The sequence below is a fragment of the Castellaniella sp. genome (assembly GCF_036379515.1).
Classification (GTDB): Bacteria; Pseudomonadota; Gammaproteobacteria; order Burkholderiales; family Burkholderiaceae_B; genus Castellaniella.
Window position 1 is genome coordinate 215863 of record NZ_DASVGN010000031.1, and the last position, 15802, is coordinate 231664.

The 15802-nt window shown below is 62.5% G+C and carries 14 protein-coding genes; 2 read left to right on the plus strand and 12 right to left on the minus strand.

Features of this window, described 5'->3' with window-relative positions; genetic code table 11:
• Window positions 1–96 precede the first annotated feature (96 nt).
• From mnhG to VF285_RS11230, 11 genes are all read right to left on the minus strand, one after another.
• Window positions 97–411 carry a monovalent cation/H(+) antiporter subunit G gene (gene mnhG / locus VF285_RS11180; protein WP_346952689.1) on the minus strand — a complete coding sequence of 105 codons (315 nt, stop codon included), beginning with the start codon at window positions 409–411 and terminating at the stop codon, window positions 97–99.
• Window positions 408–692 (minus strand): K+/H+ antiporter subunit F, encoded by a 285-nt coding sequence (locus tag VF285_RS11185; RefSeq protein WP_346952690.1) that lies wholly within the window; start codon window positions 690–692, stop codon window positions 408–410. The genes mnhG and VF285_RS11185 overlap by 4 nt, the downstream gene beginning before the upstream one ends.
• Entirely contained in the window at window positions 689–1177 is a 489-nt protein-coding gene (locus VF285_RS11190; protein ID WP_346952691.1) for a Na+/H+ antiporter subunit E, read from the minus strand. Before VF285_RS11190 ends, VF285_RS11185 begins: the two co-directional genes overlap by 4 nt.
• Complete coding sequence (locus tag VF285_RS11195) at window positions 1174–2835, minus strand: monovalent cation/H+ antiporter subunit D (RefSeq protein WP_346952692.1); 1662 nt, start codon at window positions 2833–2835, stop codon at window positions 1174–1176. Before VF285_RS11195 ends, VF285_RS11190 begins: the two co-directional genes overlap by 4 nt.
• Window positions 2832–3173: a Na+/H+ antiporter subunit C gene (locus VF285_RS11200; RefSeq protein WP_346952693.1), complete on the minus strand. Its 342-nt coding sequence runs from the start codon at window positions 3171–3173 to the stop codon at window positions 2832–2834. Before VF285_RS11200 ends, VF285_RS11195 begins: the two co-directional genes overlap by 4 nt.
• 1 nt (window position 3174) lies before the next feature.
• The gene (locus VF285_RS11205; protein ID WP_346952694.1) at window positions 3175–6066 is read right to left on the minus strand and encodes a monovalent cation/H+ antiporter subunit A; all 2892 of its coding nucleotides are present in this window, start codon (window positions 6064–6066) and stop codon (window positions 3175–3177) included.
• Window positions 6067–6179: 113 nt separating this feature from the next.
• Window positions 6180–7514, minus strand: coding sequence for a hypothetical protein (locus VF285_RS11210; protein WP_346952695.1), 1335 nt, complete (start codon window positions 7512–7514; stop codon window positions 6180–6182).
• Between the two features lie 3 nt (window positions 7515–7517).
• Complete coding sequence (locus VF285_RS11215) at window positions 7518–7742, minus strand: DUF2249 domain-containing protein (protein ID WP_346952696.1); 225 nt, start codon at window positions 7740–7742, stop codon at window positions 7518–7520.
• The gene (locus tag VF285_RS11220; protein WP_346952717.1) at window positions 7739–7978 is read right to left on the minus strand and encodes a DUF2249 domain-containing protein; all 240 of its coding nucleotides are present in this window, start codon (window positions 7976–7978) and stop codon (window positions 7739–7741) included. Before VF285_RS11220 ends, VF285_RS11215 begins: the two co-directional genes overlap by 4 nt.
• Before the next feature lie 139 nt (window positions 7979–8117).
• The gene (locus VF285_RS11225) at window positions 8118–8321 is read right to left on the minus strand and encodes an oxidoreductase-like domain-containing protein (protein WP_346952697.1); all 204 of its coding nucleotides are present in this window, start codon (window positions 8319–8321) and stop codon (window positions 8118–8120) included.
• Window positions 8322–8341: 20 nt separating this feature from the next.
• On the minus strand, window positions 8342–9172 hold the full coding sequence (locus VF285_RS11230) for a class II glutamine amidotransferase (RefSeq protein ID WP_346952698.1): 831 nt from the start codon (window positions 9170–9172) through the stop codon (window positions 8342–8344).
• A 219-nt stretch (window positions 9173–9391) separates the two neighbouring features.
• On the opposite strand from VF285_RS11230, the gene clpB reads away from it, so the two are divergent.
• Window positions 9392–11977, plus strand: coding sequence for an ATP-dependent chaperone ClpB (gene clpB / locus VF285_RS11235; protein WP_346952699.1), 2586 nt, complete (start codon window positions 9392–9394; stop codon window positions 11975–11977).
• 44 nt (window positions 11978–12021) lie between these two features.
• Here clpB and glnE read toward each other — a convergent pair whose 3' ends face one another.
• Window positions 12022–14775, minus strand: a complete 2754-nt coding sequence (gene glnE, locus VF285_RS11240) for a bifunctional [glutamate--ammonia ligase]-adenylyl-L-tyrosine phosphorylase/[glutamate--ammonia-ligase] adenylyltransferase (protein WP_346952700.1) — start codon at window positions 14773–14775, stop codon at window positions 12022–12024.
• 100 nt (window positions 14776–14875) lie between these two features.
• On the opposite strand from glnE, the gene VF285_RS11245 reads away from it, so the two are divergent.
• The coding region (locus tag VF285_RS11245; RefSeq protein WP_346952701.1) for a hypothetical protein at window positions 14876–15802 on the plus strand (927 nt) is incomplete at its 3' end.

Below are 15802 nucleotides of genomic sequence, written 5' to 3' on the forward strand. Positions count from 1 at the left end.
TATGTGAAAAATGGGGCCAGGCAAAAGCCTGACTCGATCATGTTACATCTAAACCAAGTGTACGGGTTTCTACCTAGCGTGGTGTGACAAAATCGCTCAAGCATCGGGTGGTGTACGGTGCTGGATTGCGCTTTGCATCAGCAGGATGGCTGTTACGGGGGCGCTCAGTATCAGTAATAAGCAGATGAGCCACTCGTGCAGAATCGGCCGATGTTGCGTGAGACTTGCGACCAGCGTGCTGGCGAGCACCACGCAGAAGGCCCCAAGGGTCATGCCCAGGGTGGGAGCGTGCATGCGTTCGTAGAAGCTGTGCAGTCGCAAAAGGCCAAGCGAGCCAATCAGGGTCACACAGCCAGCCAACACGAGAAGCAGTGCGACAAGCAGGGCCGCCCATAGGGGGAGTGTGGTCATGGCTCGATCACCTCGCCTCGCAGCACGAATTTGGCCAGTGCGGCTGATCCCACGAATCCGAAGAGTGCGATCAGCAGCGCGATGTCAAAATATAGACCGGCTTCAAAACGTAACCCCAGCACCAGAAGAATCAGCATGCCGTTGATGTATATCGTATCGAGCGCGAGGATACGGTCTTCTGGGGTCGGGCCACGTACAAGCCGCAGCGCCGCGCAGGCCAGCCCCAGTGTGAAACAGAGCAAGGCAAATCCCAGGGAAGCAGTCAAAATCAGCGTACTCATTCGAAAATCTCCAGTAGCAGGCGCTCGTAGCGTTCCTGGATGGCGAAGATCACCTGGTCGGCGTGGCGCAGGTCCAGTACGTGCAGGGTCAGCTGGTTGTTGTGGGCATCGTGTCCTGCCCATACCGTGCCCGGTGTGAACGTCACGATGCAAGATAGTGCGGCAAGCCCATGCGGGTCCTGCAGGCGTAAGGGGATCTTCAGGAAGCCGGGGTGGGCACGAGCGGCATTGCCACGCACGATGCGCCAGGCGACCGCACCATTGGATCGAACCACGTCTGCTGCAACGCGTCCGATCAGTCGCAAAGCGGCGCCGGGGCGGCGCATCTGCGCTCGTACGGGGCGCAGCAAGGGGGTGAGCAGCGCCAGCGTGAACGCGATGACAAGGCCAAGAAGCCATTGCCCTGTGCCGATGCTGTCGTTCAGGGTGAGCCACAGGATGAGAAGCAGCACAGTCAGGGGCAGAGTGCGGCGCAGGAATTTCATGGTGAAACCTCGGTGTGGATTCGCCACGCGCTCCCGTGGGGATCGGCTGATCGGTTCCCGGTGTCGAGTACGGCCTGGATGTAGCGGCCTGGGTGGTCCAGATAGGTTGCGGTGTCTTCCAGGTAGGCCATGGCAGGTCCCGCGCGCACGGCAAGCAGCGTGCAACCTGCGAGCAGCACAACAATGGGGAGGGCCTCACGCACGCGGATGGTTGGCACGTGCACGGCATCGGGCAGCCAGAAGAGTCGAACGCCGCAGCGTCCCAGGGCCATCAGGCAGGCCAGCCCCGAAATCAGCATGGCCGCCACCAGCAGCCAGACGTTGAGTGTCGGCGCGCCATATTCCACCGTACGCAGCGCGGCCGAGAGGATCGAAAATTTCGCCACGAAGCCAGAGAGCGGCGGCAGGCCGACAATGACAAGCGCGCAGGCAAAGAAGCTCAACCCCAAAAAGGCCATGGTCGCTGGCAGCGGCTCTCCGATGACCTGGCCGTTCAAGTCGGCGTCGGCTTCGTCGTCCTCGTAAGCTTCCTGGCTGGTCGCCAGCATGTCAGCCCCGAACGTCTGACTGCGTTCAATGAGTTCCAGCAACATGAAGAGCGCCGCGAGGGCCGCCACCGAGCTGAGCAGGTAGTACAGGGCAGGACCGGTGAGGGTGACGCCAGGCATGCCCAGGGCGGCGAACAGAGTCCCCGATGATGTGATGATGGCGTAGGCGGCGATGCGGCGGCCTTCGGTGCTGGCCAGCATGCCCAGCGTTCCGAAGGCGAGTGTGGCAATACCCGCCGGATACATCCAGGCTCCGCCGAAGGCGGCTGGCGCGCCCGCAGGCAGGAGCAACGAGCCAATGCGCAACAGGGCGTAGATGCCTACCTTCGTCATGATGGCGAACAGGGCTCCGACTGGTGGGCAGGCCTCGGCGTATGTCGCGGGTAGCCAGAAATTCAGTGGCCAGGCGGCCGCCTTGATGAGGAAGGCGACCCCCAGGATGGCAGCGGCTGCATCGAAGAGTTGTCGGTCGGAACCCTGAAGGCCTTGTGCACTGAGTGCGATGTCGGCGAGATTCAGCGTGCCCGTGAGCCCGTAGATCAGGGCAATGGCGATCAGTAGCAGGAACGAGGCGATCAGGTTGACGGCGATGTAGTGCAGGCCGGCCCCGACGCGCCGTTTGCCGGACCCGTGCAGCATGAGGCCGTAAGAGGCCGTGAGCAGGACTTCGAAAAAGACGAACAGGTTGAACAGATCTCCAGCCAGAAAGGCCCCGTTGAGACCCATCAAGATGAGCTGAAACAGCGGGTGGAAGTGGCTGCCGGCCGAGTCCCAGCGGGCGGTGGCATAAAGCCCTGCACAAAGGCCCAGGATGGCCGTGAGCGCCAGCATGAGGGTGCTGAGCCGGTCAGCCACCAGCACGATACCGAACGGCGCCGGCCAGCCTCCGAGTTGGTAGACGCCGATGCCGTCTTGCCAACCAGGATGGGGAGCCGCGTGGGTCGACGCAGCCACGAGTGCGATGGCCACCACAAGCTGGGCAATCAGCGATATTGCAGCCAGTCCGAGGCGTAACGGACGTTGCGTGTCTTTGGTCAGCAGCATCAGTCCTGCCGCAAGGAGCGGAATCAGGACCGGCAGCGCCGGCAGCGAAGGCAGCGAGGGAATCACGGGCGCCGTTCCTCACCGTCGACGTGGTCGGTATCGCTCATCCCGCGCGAGGCCAGGAGTACGACCAGGAACAGGGCGGTCGTCGCGAAGCCGATCACGATGGCAGTGAGCACCAGGGCCTGTGGCACCGGGTCCGCGTAGCGGGAAGGGTCGGCTAACAGTGGATCGATGACCGGTGGTGCGTTCAGGCGCAGGCGCCCCATTGCGAAGATGAACAGGTTGACGGCGTAGGTGAGCAAGGTCAGGCCGATGATGAACTGAAAAGTACGTGGGCGCAGCAACAGCCATATGCCACAACCCGTGAGCGTTCCGATTGCCAGGGCCAGTATCCATTCCATGTCAGTTCTCTCTCAGGGTGACAGGTGCTGCGGGTTCCGTGATGTTGCGATGGAAACGAAGTGATTGGTGGGCCAGCGCCACCAGGATCAGCAAGGTGGCACCCACGACCAGAAGGTAGACGCCGATGTCGAAGAACAGGACGCTGGAGAGGTGGATGAAGCCCACTCCGGGCAGCCATAGATGGGCTCCGTAAGCCGACAGCAGCGGCAGGCCCAGCCACTCGGCCGACAGCGCGACTCCCCCCGCCAAAATCAAGCCCCAGGCAATCCAGGCTTGAGGTCGGATCAGCGGCCGTGCTTCAACCCACAGGATGCCACCCACCATGTATTGAAGGATGATGCCCGTGGCCATGACCAGCCCGCCTACGAAGCCACCACCGGGCTGGCTATGGCCGCGCAACAGGAAGTACAGCGAGACCAGCGTTGAAATGGGCAGCAGCAGGCGCACCAGCACCGTCGGGATACGCATGGGGCCCGCGGGAAGCAGGGCGTCAGGGTTCGACTCAAGGCGTGGCTCGTTGTGCCGCGCCGGCGTCGTGAGGGTTTCGGCAGGGGGGCGAAAACGTCTCAGTAGTGCGTAGACCGTGAGTGCCACGATGGCGAGCACGGTGATCTCGCCAAAGGTGTCGAAGGCCCGGAAGTCCACCAGAATCACATTGACGACGTTGGTGCCGCCACCCAGTGGCCAGGCTTGCTGCACGAAGAAGGCGGAAATGCCGGGCGGGGTGCTGGGACGTACCATCATCACGTAGGCCAGCGTAGCCAGACCTGTTCCGCCGGCGGCAGCGACCAGAAAGTCACGTGTTCTGCGTGCACGGGCGCGTCTTTGCGTCGGATCGGAGAATTCCTCGATGCGGGGTGGTAGCCAGCGCAAACCCAGCAACAGCAGGATTGTGGTCGCCACCTCCACCGCGAGCTGGGTCAGCGCAAGATCGGGTGCCGAGAGCCAGGCAAAGGTCACGCAGGTAATGAACCCGGTTGCGCCGGCCAGCATGAGTGACGCCAGCCGATGGTATTTGGCCTGGTGGGCAGCTGCCAGTGCGCAGGCGGCGCCCGCCAGCCACATCAGGCCAAAGGAGGGCGAGGCGGCGGAGCCTTGGGTCTGGATGGGCCACCAGCCGCTCGCCAGGAGAGGCAGTGCAGCCGCTGCCGCCGTGCACAGGATGAGCCACAGGACCTGGGACTGCAGGCGTGTCGTCTGCAATTTTGACAGAAGCCAGGCACTTCCGGCCGCAGTGGCTTCCAGTCCATTCTCGAAGCTTCTGCGTCCGTCCAGACGGTAGATGAACGGTACGCGGCCCGGTACCCGCCGATCGTGTTCACGCAACAGATGATAGAGTACGACTCCTGCTCCCATGGCGATGAGACTCATCATCAGGGGCAGGTTGAATCCGTGCCAGAGTTGCAGGCTGTAGTCGGGCAGCACGCCACCCAGGATCCCGTGCAGCGCCAGCTGCAGTGCAGGACCCAGGGTAAGCGCGGGAAAGATGCCTACGCTCAGGCACATGAGGACCAGCACGCCGCAGGGTATCAGCATCATGGTGGCAGGATCGTGCGGCGTGCGTGGCAAGTCGGTGGAGCGCGCCCCGAAGAACACCTGCAGAATCAGTCGAAGCGAGTAAGCCACGCTGAAGGCTCCAGCAATCACCGCCATCGTGGGCAGGCCCCAACGGCTCGCCCAGTGCCCCGTGATGAAGACAGTTTCTGCAAAGAACATTTCTTTGGAAATGAATCCGTTCAGCAGTGGTACACCGGCCATGGCTGCGGCGGATACTGCTGCCAGCGTGGCGGTGATTGGCATGAGTCGGCGCAACCCCGAAAGGCGTATCAGATCCCGCGTCCCGCTTTCGTGGTCGACGATGCCTGCCGCCATGAAGAGCGATGCCTTGAAGGTGGCGTGATTGATCATGTGGAAGACGGCGGCCACCAGGGCGAGCCGGCTGTTCATGCCCAGCAGCAGCGTGATGAGCCCGAGGTGGCTGATCGTGGAGTAGGCCAGCACGCCCTTCATGTCACGTTGGAAGGTCGCCGCGTAGGCCCCCAGCAGCAATGAGCACAGGCCCGATCCGCCGATGATCCAGGTCCACCAGTCCGTACCCGAGAAAATGGGCCAGAAGCGGGCGAGCAGGAAGACGCCCGCCTTCACCATGGTGGCGGAATGCAGGTAGGCCGACACCGGGGTTGGTGCAGCCATCGCATTGGGTAGCCAGAAATGGAATGGGAACTGGGCGCTCTTGGTGAGTGCTGCCAGTGCCAGGAGGACGAGCAAAATCGGATACCAGCGATGACTGCGGATCGCGGGAGCGGCTGCCAGTACGGCATCCAGGTCGTAACTGCCCACGATGTGGCCGATGATGAGCATGCTGGCCAGCAGGCAGAAGCCGCCCGCACCTGTCACCAGCAGCGCCATGCGCGCGCCGCGTCGGGCCTCGCTGCGGTGGTGCCAGTAGGCGATGAGCATGAAAGAAGTCAGGCTGGTGAGTTCCCAGAACACCAGGAGCTGGATGAGGTTGCCCGACAGAACGACCCCCAGCATGGCGCCCATGAAGGCTTGCAGAAAGGCAAAGAATCGCGGTGCTGGGTCTTTCTCGGAAAGGTAGTAGTGGGCGTATAGCGAGATCAGTGCGCCCATGAGGGTGATCAATAGCGCAAACAGCCAGGCGTACCCGTCCATGCGCAGGGTCAGTTCCACCCCTTGGGTTGGAATCCAGGAAACGGCGTGCTTGATCACGCCTTGGTGAGCGACTTCAGGGGTAAGCAGGCCGGTGAGTGCAAGGCTTGTCAGAGCCGAAAAGCCGGCCAGCCAGGCGCCTGAGCGGCGCGCGTGCGCGGGCAGCAGCGCTGCGCACAGGCTGCCCGCGAAAGGAATGAGCACGATCAGGGACAGGAACATCCAGGAGGGTCAGTAGAAGACCACGGGAGTCGGGGCTTTCCTGCCTCATGATACGCGAATGGCTCCGGGCAGCCGATCAGCCACGAAATCCAGAATTGGCACCGAGCGGTTGATTACTTGGGAAGTACGGCGGCAAGCCTATGCAATGCCCGTCGGTATTGGCGCAGCGCTTGCGCCAGGTTCCAGGTGAGCCCGGCTGCCGACATCAGCAGGCAGGGGCCGGCCAGCCAAGTGGCGAGATTGACTCCCAGCGCGGCCAAGGCCCAGGTCAACACGACCAGCACGTGCGCGCCCCATTGCATGCGGGCGTGCCGTTCGGGAATGTAGTCTGCCATTTTGGGCAAGGCCTTGGCGATGCGCCGGCCCAGCGCCATCTGGCCTGGTGGCAGCACGATGGCTGCTTGGGCGTGCGTCCACAAGAGAAAAGGGATGATCTTGTAGAGCATGCCGTTGACGGCCGACCCCAGTACACCTACGACGAAGAGTATCCCTGCCGTGTAGGCTGGCTGGGTTGAAGGTCCTTCGGCCATCATTCCCAACACACCGCAGCAGACGAGGCTGGCCAGGCTGGCGTACCAGAAAAGAGTGGTGGACTCTGGCGTCGGACGTTTGCGGGTATGCAGGCGTTGCCAGGTTACGGCGGCCCAGATGAGATACACCATGGCGAGCAGCGTCACGGCTGCCACGTGTCCAAGGTGCGCGCCCGCAGGCTTCAGGATGGCGGCCGCGCTCCATGCGACCAGTAGAACGACGATCCCCCATGGCGCGAAGCGCGTGAGCCAGGCGGGATAGAGTTCTGTCACCTGGAAGATGGGCAGCAGTTGAAAGGACATGCCCATGAGCAATAGCCCGCCCCAACCTAGCAACCCCCACAGGGCATGGCCGTCGACCCAGCGCGCAGGCGCGGGGACCCCTTGGCTTCGTAGACTTGCCAGAGTCAGTCCAATCACTGCCGTGAGCGCCAATGCGAGCAGCGCGCCTCGGACTGGCACCAGGATCTCGCGCGCTCCTGCATAGACGGACTGCCGTTGTGCCCACAGGGCGTGGGCCAACGCCACCAAGTAAGTGCCGAAGGCGATCGCCAGTAGCAGAACGGCGGCCTTCCAGCCGCGTGACCATTGCCACAGGAATCCTGCCGCCAGCAATAAGGTACCGGCTGTGAGCGCAGCGTGGACGCTATGGGCGATCGGTCGGGTGGGGGTCGCGCGTACGTTGCACGCGACTGTCAGGATCTGCAGCAATGCACCCAGCATGGCGCTGCCCAGAATGCCCAGCGTCCAGAGATGAGTGAGCGCGAGACTTGCGGGTGACCAGCGCGAGGCGAAGATTTCAGGTCCCATCCAGCTGGCCAGCGCGCCAGCCAGCAGGGCGAACAGAGGCACGTTCAGGAAGAACGGAAGCGGCACCGCCAGAGGCGGTGTCTTGTCGAAATCCAGGGCGCGCTGCATGGCTCAGTTGCGCCAGATCGTCACGCGGTAGTGGGGGCCTTCAAATGTACAGGCGTGTTCGAAGCCTTCACGGGCAAGGATGACATAGAGCGGAAAGGGTTCCCGATCCACCCACAGTTGCAGCCGCTGGCCAGCAGGCAGATCGGCCAGTGCATCCAGGCACTGTTCCAGCGGTTCTGGTGCGGGTAGGCCCCGTACGTCCAGGGTGAGGTCGGGAAGTGTCGTCACGCGACGATATGAAAGTCGATCACGATTTCCCCCGGGTTGCGGGCAAGGTATTCGAATTCGATGTTTTCGCCGAAGTGATCCTTGAGCTGCTGCAGCAACGGCAGAGGGTCGTGGTCGTTGCAGAAGCGCATGGTCTCGCCAGGCTGCAAGGCCGACAGCGCCCCGAAGATTGCCGCGTGGCGAAAACGCTTGGCAATGCCGCGGGCATCCAGTGGGTAGGTGTTTTCGGCGAACATGGGAATAGCGTCAGAGGCCACGGTGCATCATCCTGATAAGGTCAAAAGTGAAGCGATTATAGGGGCCTGCAAACACTGGTCAGGGGTAGAACCCTACGCTGGATGGGGGTGTCTGCTTGGTCGTCGGCAGTGTGCCACCTCAGGTATGCGTCGTTTCTTCGGTAGTGGCCTGTTCCGGATGACGTTCCGACCAGGCTTTGACGGCCGTCTGCCAGCGGCGCCGTTCTTCGGCGTAGGTGTCGAAGACGCACGGCGTGCAGCCGTTGCCGCAGCATTCATTGAGGTCGGGCTCTATGGGTTCTTCCGGACGAGGGTCGTCGTTTGCGTCAGTTGCGTCAGACATGATTGTGAAGGAGCAGGAATTCAGGCACAGGCCAGATTTTGCCAGTTGGCGCGCTGTATGTCTTCCGGGATGTCGATGCGCTGTCGCAGGCGCGGTTCGCCGTCGGCAAACAGCATGAGTTCACCGGGCTGGAAGCGCGTCCAGGTTTCATTGTCGGTGAGCGGGCGCGTCGTGATGACCGAGACGCGATCGCCTTCAGCGTGCGTTCGGGCAAAGTCGACCGTCATGTCGGCATCGATCAGGTGCGCCGCGTGAAATGGCCAAGCACGCGTGATGTAGTGCAGTTGCGTCGAGCAATGCGCCATCAGGCAGCGGCCGTTGGAGAGCAGAAAGTTGAATACGCCGTAGCGTGTCAGTTCCTGGGTCATGTCGGCAACCGCTTCAAACAGCCTGGCGTCGTCGGGTTCGGCCATGCCGAAGCGCATGCGCAGGCCTTCCATCATGAAGCAGAAGGCGCGTTCGCTGTCAGTTTGGCCCATGGGCAGGTAGTCGCCGCGCAGCGCCGGGTCAAAGTCCTTCAGGTCGCCGTTGTGGGCGAACAGCCAGTGGCGCCCCCAGTGCTCCCGCACGAAGGGGTGGCAATTCTCGAGCTCGAGTGCCCCCTGTGTGGCCTTGCGGATGTGGGCAATGACGTTGCGCGACTTGATGGGGTAGTGCTTGATGAGCTCGGCGACAGGCGAACGGCAGCAGGGTGCGTTGTCCAGAAAGCATCGCGAGCCGCGGTTCTCGTAGAAGGCGATACCGAAGCCGTCGGCGTGATGATCGGTGCCGCCTCCACGGGCCGCAAACCCCGTAAAGGAGAAGGTGATATCCGTGGGCGTCGCGCAATTCATGCCCAGTAGCTGACACATGGCAGGCAGGCCTGATCCTGGAATTCAGGCCGCAGCATGCGGCCTTTTGACATAACTGTACGAATTGTAGATCTGCCATTAGGGGCATGACCAGATATAAGCTTATAGGTGAGTCGCCGCTGCAACGTTTGTACCTGCAAGTCCTTGAAAAAGCGGCGAGTCGACCGCATCTATGGGGCATTGGGGCGTGAGCCCCCGCCCTTTTTGGGAACACTCACCATGCGTTTAGACAAACTGACGACGAAATTCCAACAAGCGCTCGCCGATGCCCAGAGCCTCGCGGTGCGCCACGATCATCCCTACATTGAAAATGTGCACCTGCTGAGCGCTTTGCTGGCAGATCACGACAGCGGCACGGCCAGCTTGCTGGCTCAGGCGGGGGTGGCCGTGCCGCGTCTGCAGACCGAGCTGGATCGGCTCCTGAAGGCGCTGCCGACGGTCGAAGGCTCCGAGGGCAACGTCCAGGTCGGCCGCGACCTGCAGGCGGCGCTGGCGCGTACTGACAAAGAAGCCGGGCAACGCGGCGATGATTTCATCGCCAGCGAGCTGTATCTGCTGGCGATGGCGGACGACAAGGGCGAGGCGGGTCGCGCCTTGCGGGATGCCGGTCTGCAACGCAAGGCCCTGGAAGCAGCGATCGAGTCCGTGCGCGGAGGCGGTTCGGTGAATAGCGCCGACGACGAAGACAATCGGCAGGCACTCAAGAAGTACACGCTGGACCTGACGGCCAGGGCTCGCGAAGGCAAGCTTGATCCCGTCATTGGTCGCGACGATGAGATTCGTCGCACCATCCAGATTCTGCAGCGACGCACCAAGAACAACCCAGTGCTCATTGGCGAGCCTGGCGTAGGCAAGACGGCCATCGTCGAAGGCCTGGCGCAGCGCATCGTGAACGGCGAGGTCCCCGAGACCCTCAAGGGCAAGCGAGTGCTGTCCCTGGACCTGGCCGGGCTTTTGGCCGGGGCGAAGTATCGCGGCGAATTCGAGGAGCGTCTGAAGGCCGTTCTCAAAGAGCTGTCGCAGGATTCGGGGCGCACCATCGTCTTCATCGACGAACTGCATACGATGGTGGGTGCCGGCAAGGCCGAAGGCGCCATGGACGCTGGCAACATGCTCAAGCCGGCGCTTTCGCGGGGTGAATTGCATTGTGTGGGTGCCACGACGCTGGACGAATACCGGCAGTACATCGAAAAAGATGCCGCTCTGGAACGCCGGTTCCAGAAGGTCATGATCGATGAGCCCGACGTGGAGTCCACCATTGCCATCCTGCGCGGCTTGCAAGAGCGCTATGAGCTGCACCATGGCGTGCAGATCACCGACCCCGCCATCGTGGCGGCGGCCGAGCTCTCGCATCGCTACATTACGGACCGTTTTTTGCCTGACAAGGCCATCGACCTCATCGACGAGGCGGCGGCCCGCATCCGCATGGAGATCGATTCCAAGCCCGAGGTCATGGACAAGCTCGATCGCCGCATCATTCAGCTCAAGATCGAGCGCGAGGCGGTGCGCAAGGACACCGATGAAGCCTCCGAGCGCCGGTTGAAGGCCATCGAAGACGAGCTGGCTTCGTTGCAGCGGGAGTACAACGACTACGAAGAGGTCTGGAAGGCCGAAAAAGCGGCTGTTCAGGGGTCGCAGGCCGTCAAAGAAGAAATCGACCGCGTGCGGGCCGAAATGGCGGATCTGCAGCGCAAGGGCCAGTATGACAAGCTGGCCGAGTTGCAGTATGGGCGCCTGCCTGAGCTTGAATCACGCCTGAAGGCGGCAGAATCAGCCTCGAAAGATGGCGAAAAACCGCGTCTGCTCCGGACCCAGGTTGGGGCTGAAGAGATCGCCGAGGTCGTCTCCCGGGCCACGGGTATCCCGGTCTCGCGCATGATGCAGGGCGAGCGTGCCAAGTTGCTGGGCATGGAGTCCATGCTGCATGAGCGCGTCGTGGGCCAGGAAGAGGCCGTGCGGCTCGTGGCGGAAGCCATCCGTCGTTCACGGGCCGGTTTGGCCGATCCGAATCGACCCTATGGTTCGTTCCTGTTTCTTGGACCGACTGGTGTGGGCAAGACGGAACTCACCAAGGCGCTGGCGCAATTTCTGTTCGACTCGGACAATCATCTGGTGCGGATCGACATGAGCGAATTCATGGAAAAGCATTCGGTGGCACGGCTGATCGGTGCGCCTCCGGGCTACGTGGGCTACGAAGAGGGCGGCTATCTTACCGAAGCGGTACGTCGCAAGCCCTATAGTGTGATTCTCCTCGACGAGGTCGAGAAGGCTCATCCCGACGTGTTCAACGTGCTGCTGCAGGTGCTCGACGATGGACGGCTGACCGATGGTCAGGGCCGTACGGTGGATTTCCGCAACACCGTCATCATCATGACGTCGAATATTGGTTCGCAGCACATTCAGGATATGGCCGACCAGCCGTACGAGGTTGTCAAGGAGGTGATCCGCGACGAACTGAAGACGGCCTTCCGGCCCGAGTTCCTGAACCGGATCGATGAAATCGTGGTCTTCCACGGCCTGGATGCTTCGCACATCGAGCCGATTGCACGGATTCAACTCAAGCGCCTGGCCGAAAGGGTGGCTCAGCAAGAGATGCGTTTGGAAGTCACCGACGCCGCTGTGAAGGAACTGGCTCGCGTAGGTTACGACCCAGTGTTTGGAGCCCGGCCGCTCAAGCGCGCTATCCAGCAATATGTCGAAAACCCTGTGGCGCGGCTGATTCTGGAAGGCAAGTTTGGCCCGCGTGACGTGATCCCGGTCGACTGGGACGGCGAGAAGTTCGTGTTTGAACGGACGCTGCAGTAAGCCCTGCGGAGCGCAGGGGCTGGCGCGGTCGTGCGGGTGCCGATCTAATCTGCACCTAGTACGTGCCGCCAGAGTGCGTGTACCGCAGTGCGTTCGGGCTGCAATTCGGACTGTGGCACGCGCGCCTTCTCGGCGCCTTGCAGGCGTAGTGCATGTTGGCGGCGCCGCAGCACCCGGTACGCATCGGCTGCCTGCGTGGCCAGATCTTCGGGGATCAGGCCTGCTCGCGCAGCCAGACCCAGCAGGGCGATGTTGCCCAGGTTGTTCAACAGCTCAGGATGATGGATGGACTGCGTGAGCACCAGGAATTGGGTGATGAATTCAATGTCCACCATGCCGCCCCGGTCGTGCTTGAGGTCGAAGTCTGCGCTACGGTTCGGGTGGCCCTGCGAGATCTTCGCCCGCATGGAGAGCACTTCGGCGCGTAGGGCATCGACGTCACGCGGCAGCAGCAGAATATGCTCGCGGATGGCGTCGAAACGCTTGCCGATGGCGGTGTCGCCCGCAACGAACCGCGCGCGTGTCAGCGCCTGATGCTCCCAGGGCCAGGCCTGGTTCAGCTGGTAATGCTCGAAGGCTGAAACCGGGACGGCCAGCAGGCCTGCATCGCCGTCTGGCCTCAGCCGCAGGTCGATTTCGTACATGCGGCCCGATGAGGTCAGCGTCGCCAGCCATGACGCCATACGTCGTCCCAGCTTGGCGTAGCGTTCGCTGGCTTCTTGGTCGGGGTCGTCGTACAGAAAGACCAGGTCCAGATCCGACGCATAGCCCAGTTCTTTGCCGCCCAGCTTGCCGTACGCGATGATCGCAAAGTGCGGTGTGCCCGGGCTTGTGCGCAGCGCGCGCGGCAGAACCTGAGGCCAGACTCGGTGGATGGTTTCGCTCAGCAGCAGGTCGGCCAGCGCGGAAAGATAGTCGGCCAGGCGTTCTATGCTCAGGACGTTTTCCAGGTCTTGCGCGAGCAGTTGAAAGGTAACCTGGTGCTGCAGGTCACGCATGAGGTTCATCTGCTGCTCGACGTCGGGCTGCCCGTCGGGCAGGACGCAGGCGTCCAGATCGTTGCGCAGCTGTTCGGCAATGGCAGGGAAGTCCGGAGCCTGCATCAGGCTGTGCCATTCGATGAGGCTGTCGAGCAGCAAAGGGTAGCGTGTGAGGTATTGGGAGGCCCAGGGGCTTGCGCTTACGATGCGCGTGATGCGAGCCAGAGTTTCCGGGTATTCGGCCATGAGTGCCAGGTAGGCGCTGCGCTGTGCGATGTGCTCGACCAGATTGAGCAACCGTTGCAGGGTTTCGACGGGTGCAAGGGTGCGTGCGGCCTCGTTCACCAGCGGGGGCATGAGTGCCGCCACGCGTTTTTGGCTGGTAAGGGGCAAGCTGCCGATGCGGTGGCTCTCGAGAAGTGTGTCCACGCGCTCTTGCATGTCGGTGGCCAACCGATCGGATAAGGTGGCTGGAGGCGTAGGCGTGGCGGTCTGTGGGGCGCCCGGGTCGTCGTCCCCCATGCCGGCAATGCGGAAAGCATTGTGAAAGCAGTCGGAGACCAGCGCTCTGTGCTGATCGAGTTCGGCCTGGAAGGCTGCCGCGCTCGTAAAACCCATCGTCTGTGCGAGCGCCTCGGTGTCTTCCGGAGTGTTTGGCAGCAGGTGGGTCTGTTCATCCTCGCGGTATTGAAGGCGGTGTTCGACGCGACGCAGGAATACGTAGGCTGCCTCCAGTGCGTCCGCCTGCTTGCTTTCAAGGATCTTGGCGCGTCGTTGTCGGTGCAACGCAGACAGCAGGTTGCGCTGCTGCAAAGAGGGTTGGCGTCCGCCACGGATCAGCTGATTGAGTTGCACCACGAATTCGATTTCGCGGATGCCACCCTCTCCCAGCTTGATGTTCTGGCGGGTATCGACTCCGCTGCGGGCACGCGCGCGGCGCTGCCAGTCGGTGCGGATACGCTCGCGCAGGCCGCGTAGCGAGGCCAGGGCGTCGAAGTCGAAATATTTGCGGTAAACAAAGGGAGCGCGCAATGCTTCGAGTTCGCGTGCCTGGGCTTCGAAGGTGATGTCGTCGAACAGGGGGCAGTTGATGAGGCGCGCCTTGAGCCAGGCGTAACGTTCCCATTCGCGCCCTTGAGCGACCAGGTAGTTTTCCAACGCCGCCAGGCTCCACGCGAGCGGGCCGCTGTCACCGTCCGGGCGTAGTCGAAGGTCGGTGCGAAATACGTAGCCGTTGGCATCGAGCTCCGAGAGCAGGGTGGTCATGAGGCGACAGACCTTGCCGTAGAACTCGTGGTGGCTGATGCGGCGGCGGCCGTCGGTCTCACCTTCTTCGTCATAGAGCACGATCAGATCGATGTCCGAGGACACGTTCAACTCACGTCCGCCGAGTTTTCCCATCCCCAGGATGAGCAAGTCTTGCGGCGCGCCGGTCACCGGGTGGCGCGGCAGGCCGTGCGTATCGGCCAGGGTGTGCAGGGCGCAGGCGTAGGCTTGCCCCACCGCCAGGTCCGCCAGCAGGGACATCGCGATTACAACCTCATGCAAGGGTGCGGCACCGTTGATGTCGCGCACCATGAGCGTTGTAAAAACGCGCGCTCTCAAGTGCCGCAGGGCAGCCTGCAACGTTTCTTTCGCAAGGGGCTGGCCCCCCGTGTCGCCTGTCAGCTCTTGCCACCAGTCCTGCAGGGTCTTGCGCGTGACGGGCTGCTTCGCGTCGCGCGCCAGTCTGGCCCCATGGTCGGGGTGGGCCGTCAAATGGCGGCGCAACGCCCCGGACCATTGCAGGGCAGGCTTTAATATAATGGCGTCTGACATGAGATCTGCCCGTGATTTGTGGGCGGGCCGGCGCAGCAGAAACCCGATGGGGCTTCCTGACCCAACTCGCAAGGGGTTCTAACATACTTCAAACAACGGCATGCGCCAATTGAATTCCAGTCACGGTTTGCTCTGGGCACGGCGCTTGCTTGCAGCGGCGGTGACCCTGTATTTCATTTTTGGGCTTGCACTGCTGGCGCTGCGCTATGTCGTCCTGCCGCAAGTCGATCACTGGCGTCCTCAGATCGAGCAACAGCTCTCCCGGTCCCTGGGAACCCACGTCACGATGGGAGCCCTGTCGGCTGACTGGGCGGGCTGGGACCCGGGTGTGCGCGTGCATGATCTGGTGCTGCAAAACGACCATGGGCAGATCCTGCTGCAGGTCCCGGACGTTCAGGCACGCCTGAACTGGAAAGCGCTGTTGCCAGGTCATCGAGGCCTGTTACGCCTGGAGATCAGCGGCATGACCATGACGGCCGAGCGGCTGGATGATGGCCGTGTCAGCGTCTTGGGAGCACTTTTTGCCTGGGGACGGGAGCCCACTGAGCTACCCGACTGGCTGCGGTGGGCGATGACGCAGCCGGTCATCGCTTTCCATGACGTGACGTTGCGTTGGGTCGATCACCTGCAGGCCGCACCACCCTTGGTCCTTGACCGGGTTCGGGCCGTCTGGACGTATTCGCCACAGCGCGGCGTGCAACTTCAGGTGTCGGCCAATGCGCCGTCTGCGGCGGGGGCGCGTTTGCAGTTGCGCGCGGTGGCGCCCGATCTCGATGCGTTTCTGCAAGAGCGCTGGCCTGAGGGAGCCCGGGCATGGCTCGACGTCTCCAGCATTCATCCGGCTGCCTGGCGCGCCTGGGTCCCGGCGATTCCCGCAGCTTGGCGTCAGGGTGAGCTGAACCTGCAGATCTGGATGCAGGGTGCTGACGCAACTCCTGTGGTGACGGTATTGGCTGGCCTGAATTCGCTGGATTGGGCGGGCGACCATCAAGCAAACGTCCAGATACCCGCTGCTCAGCTGTGGATG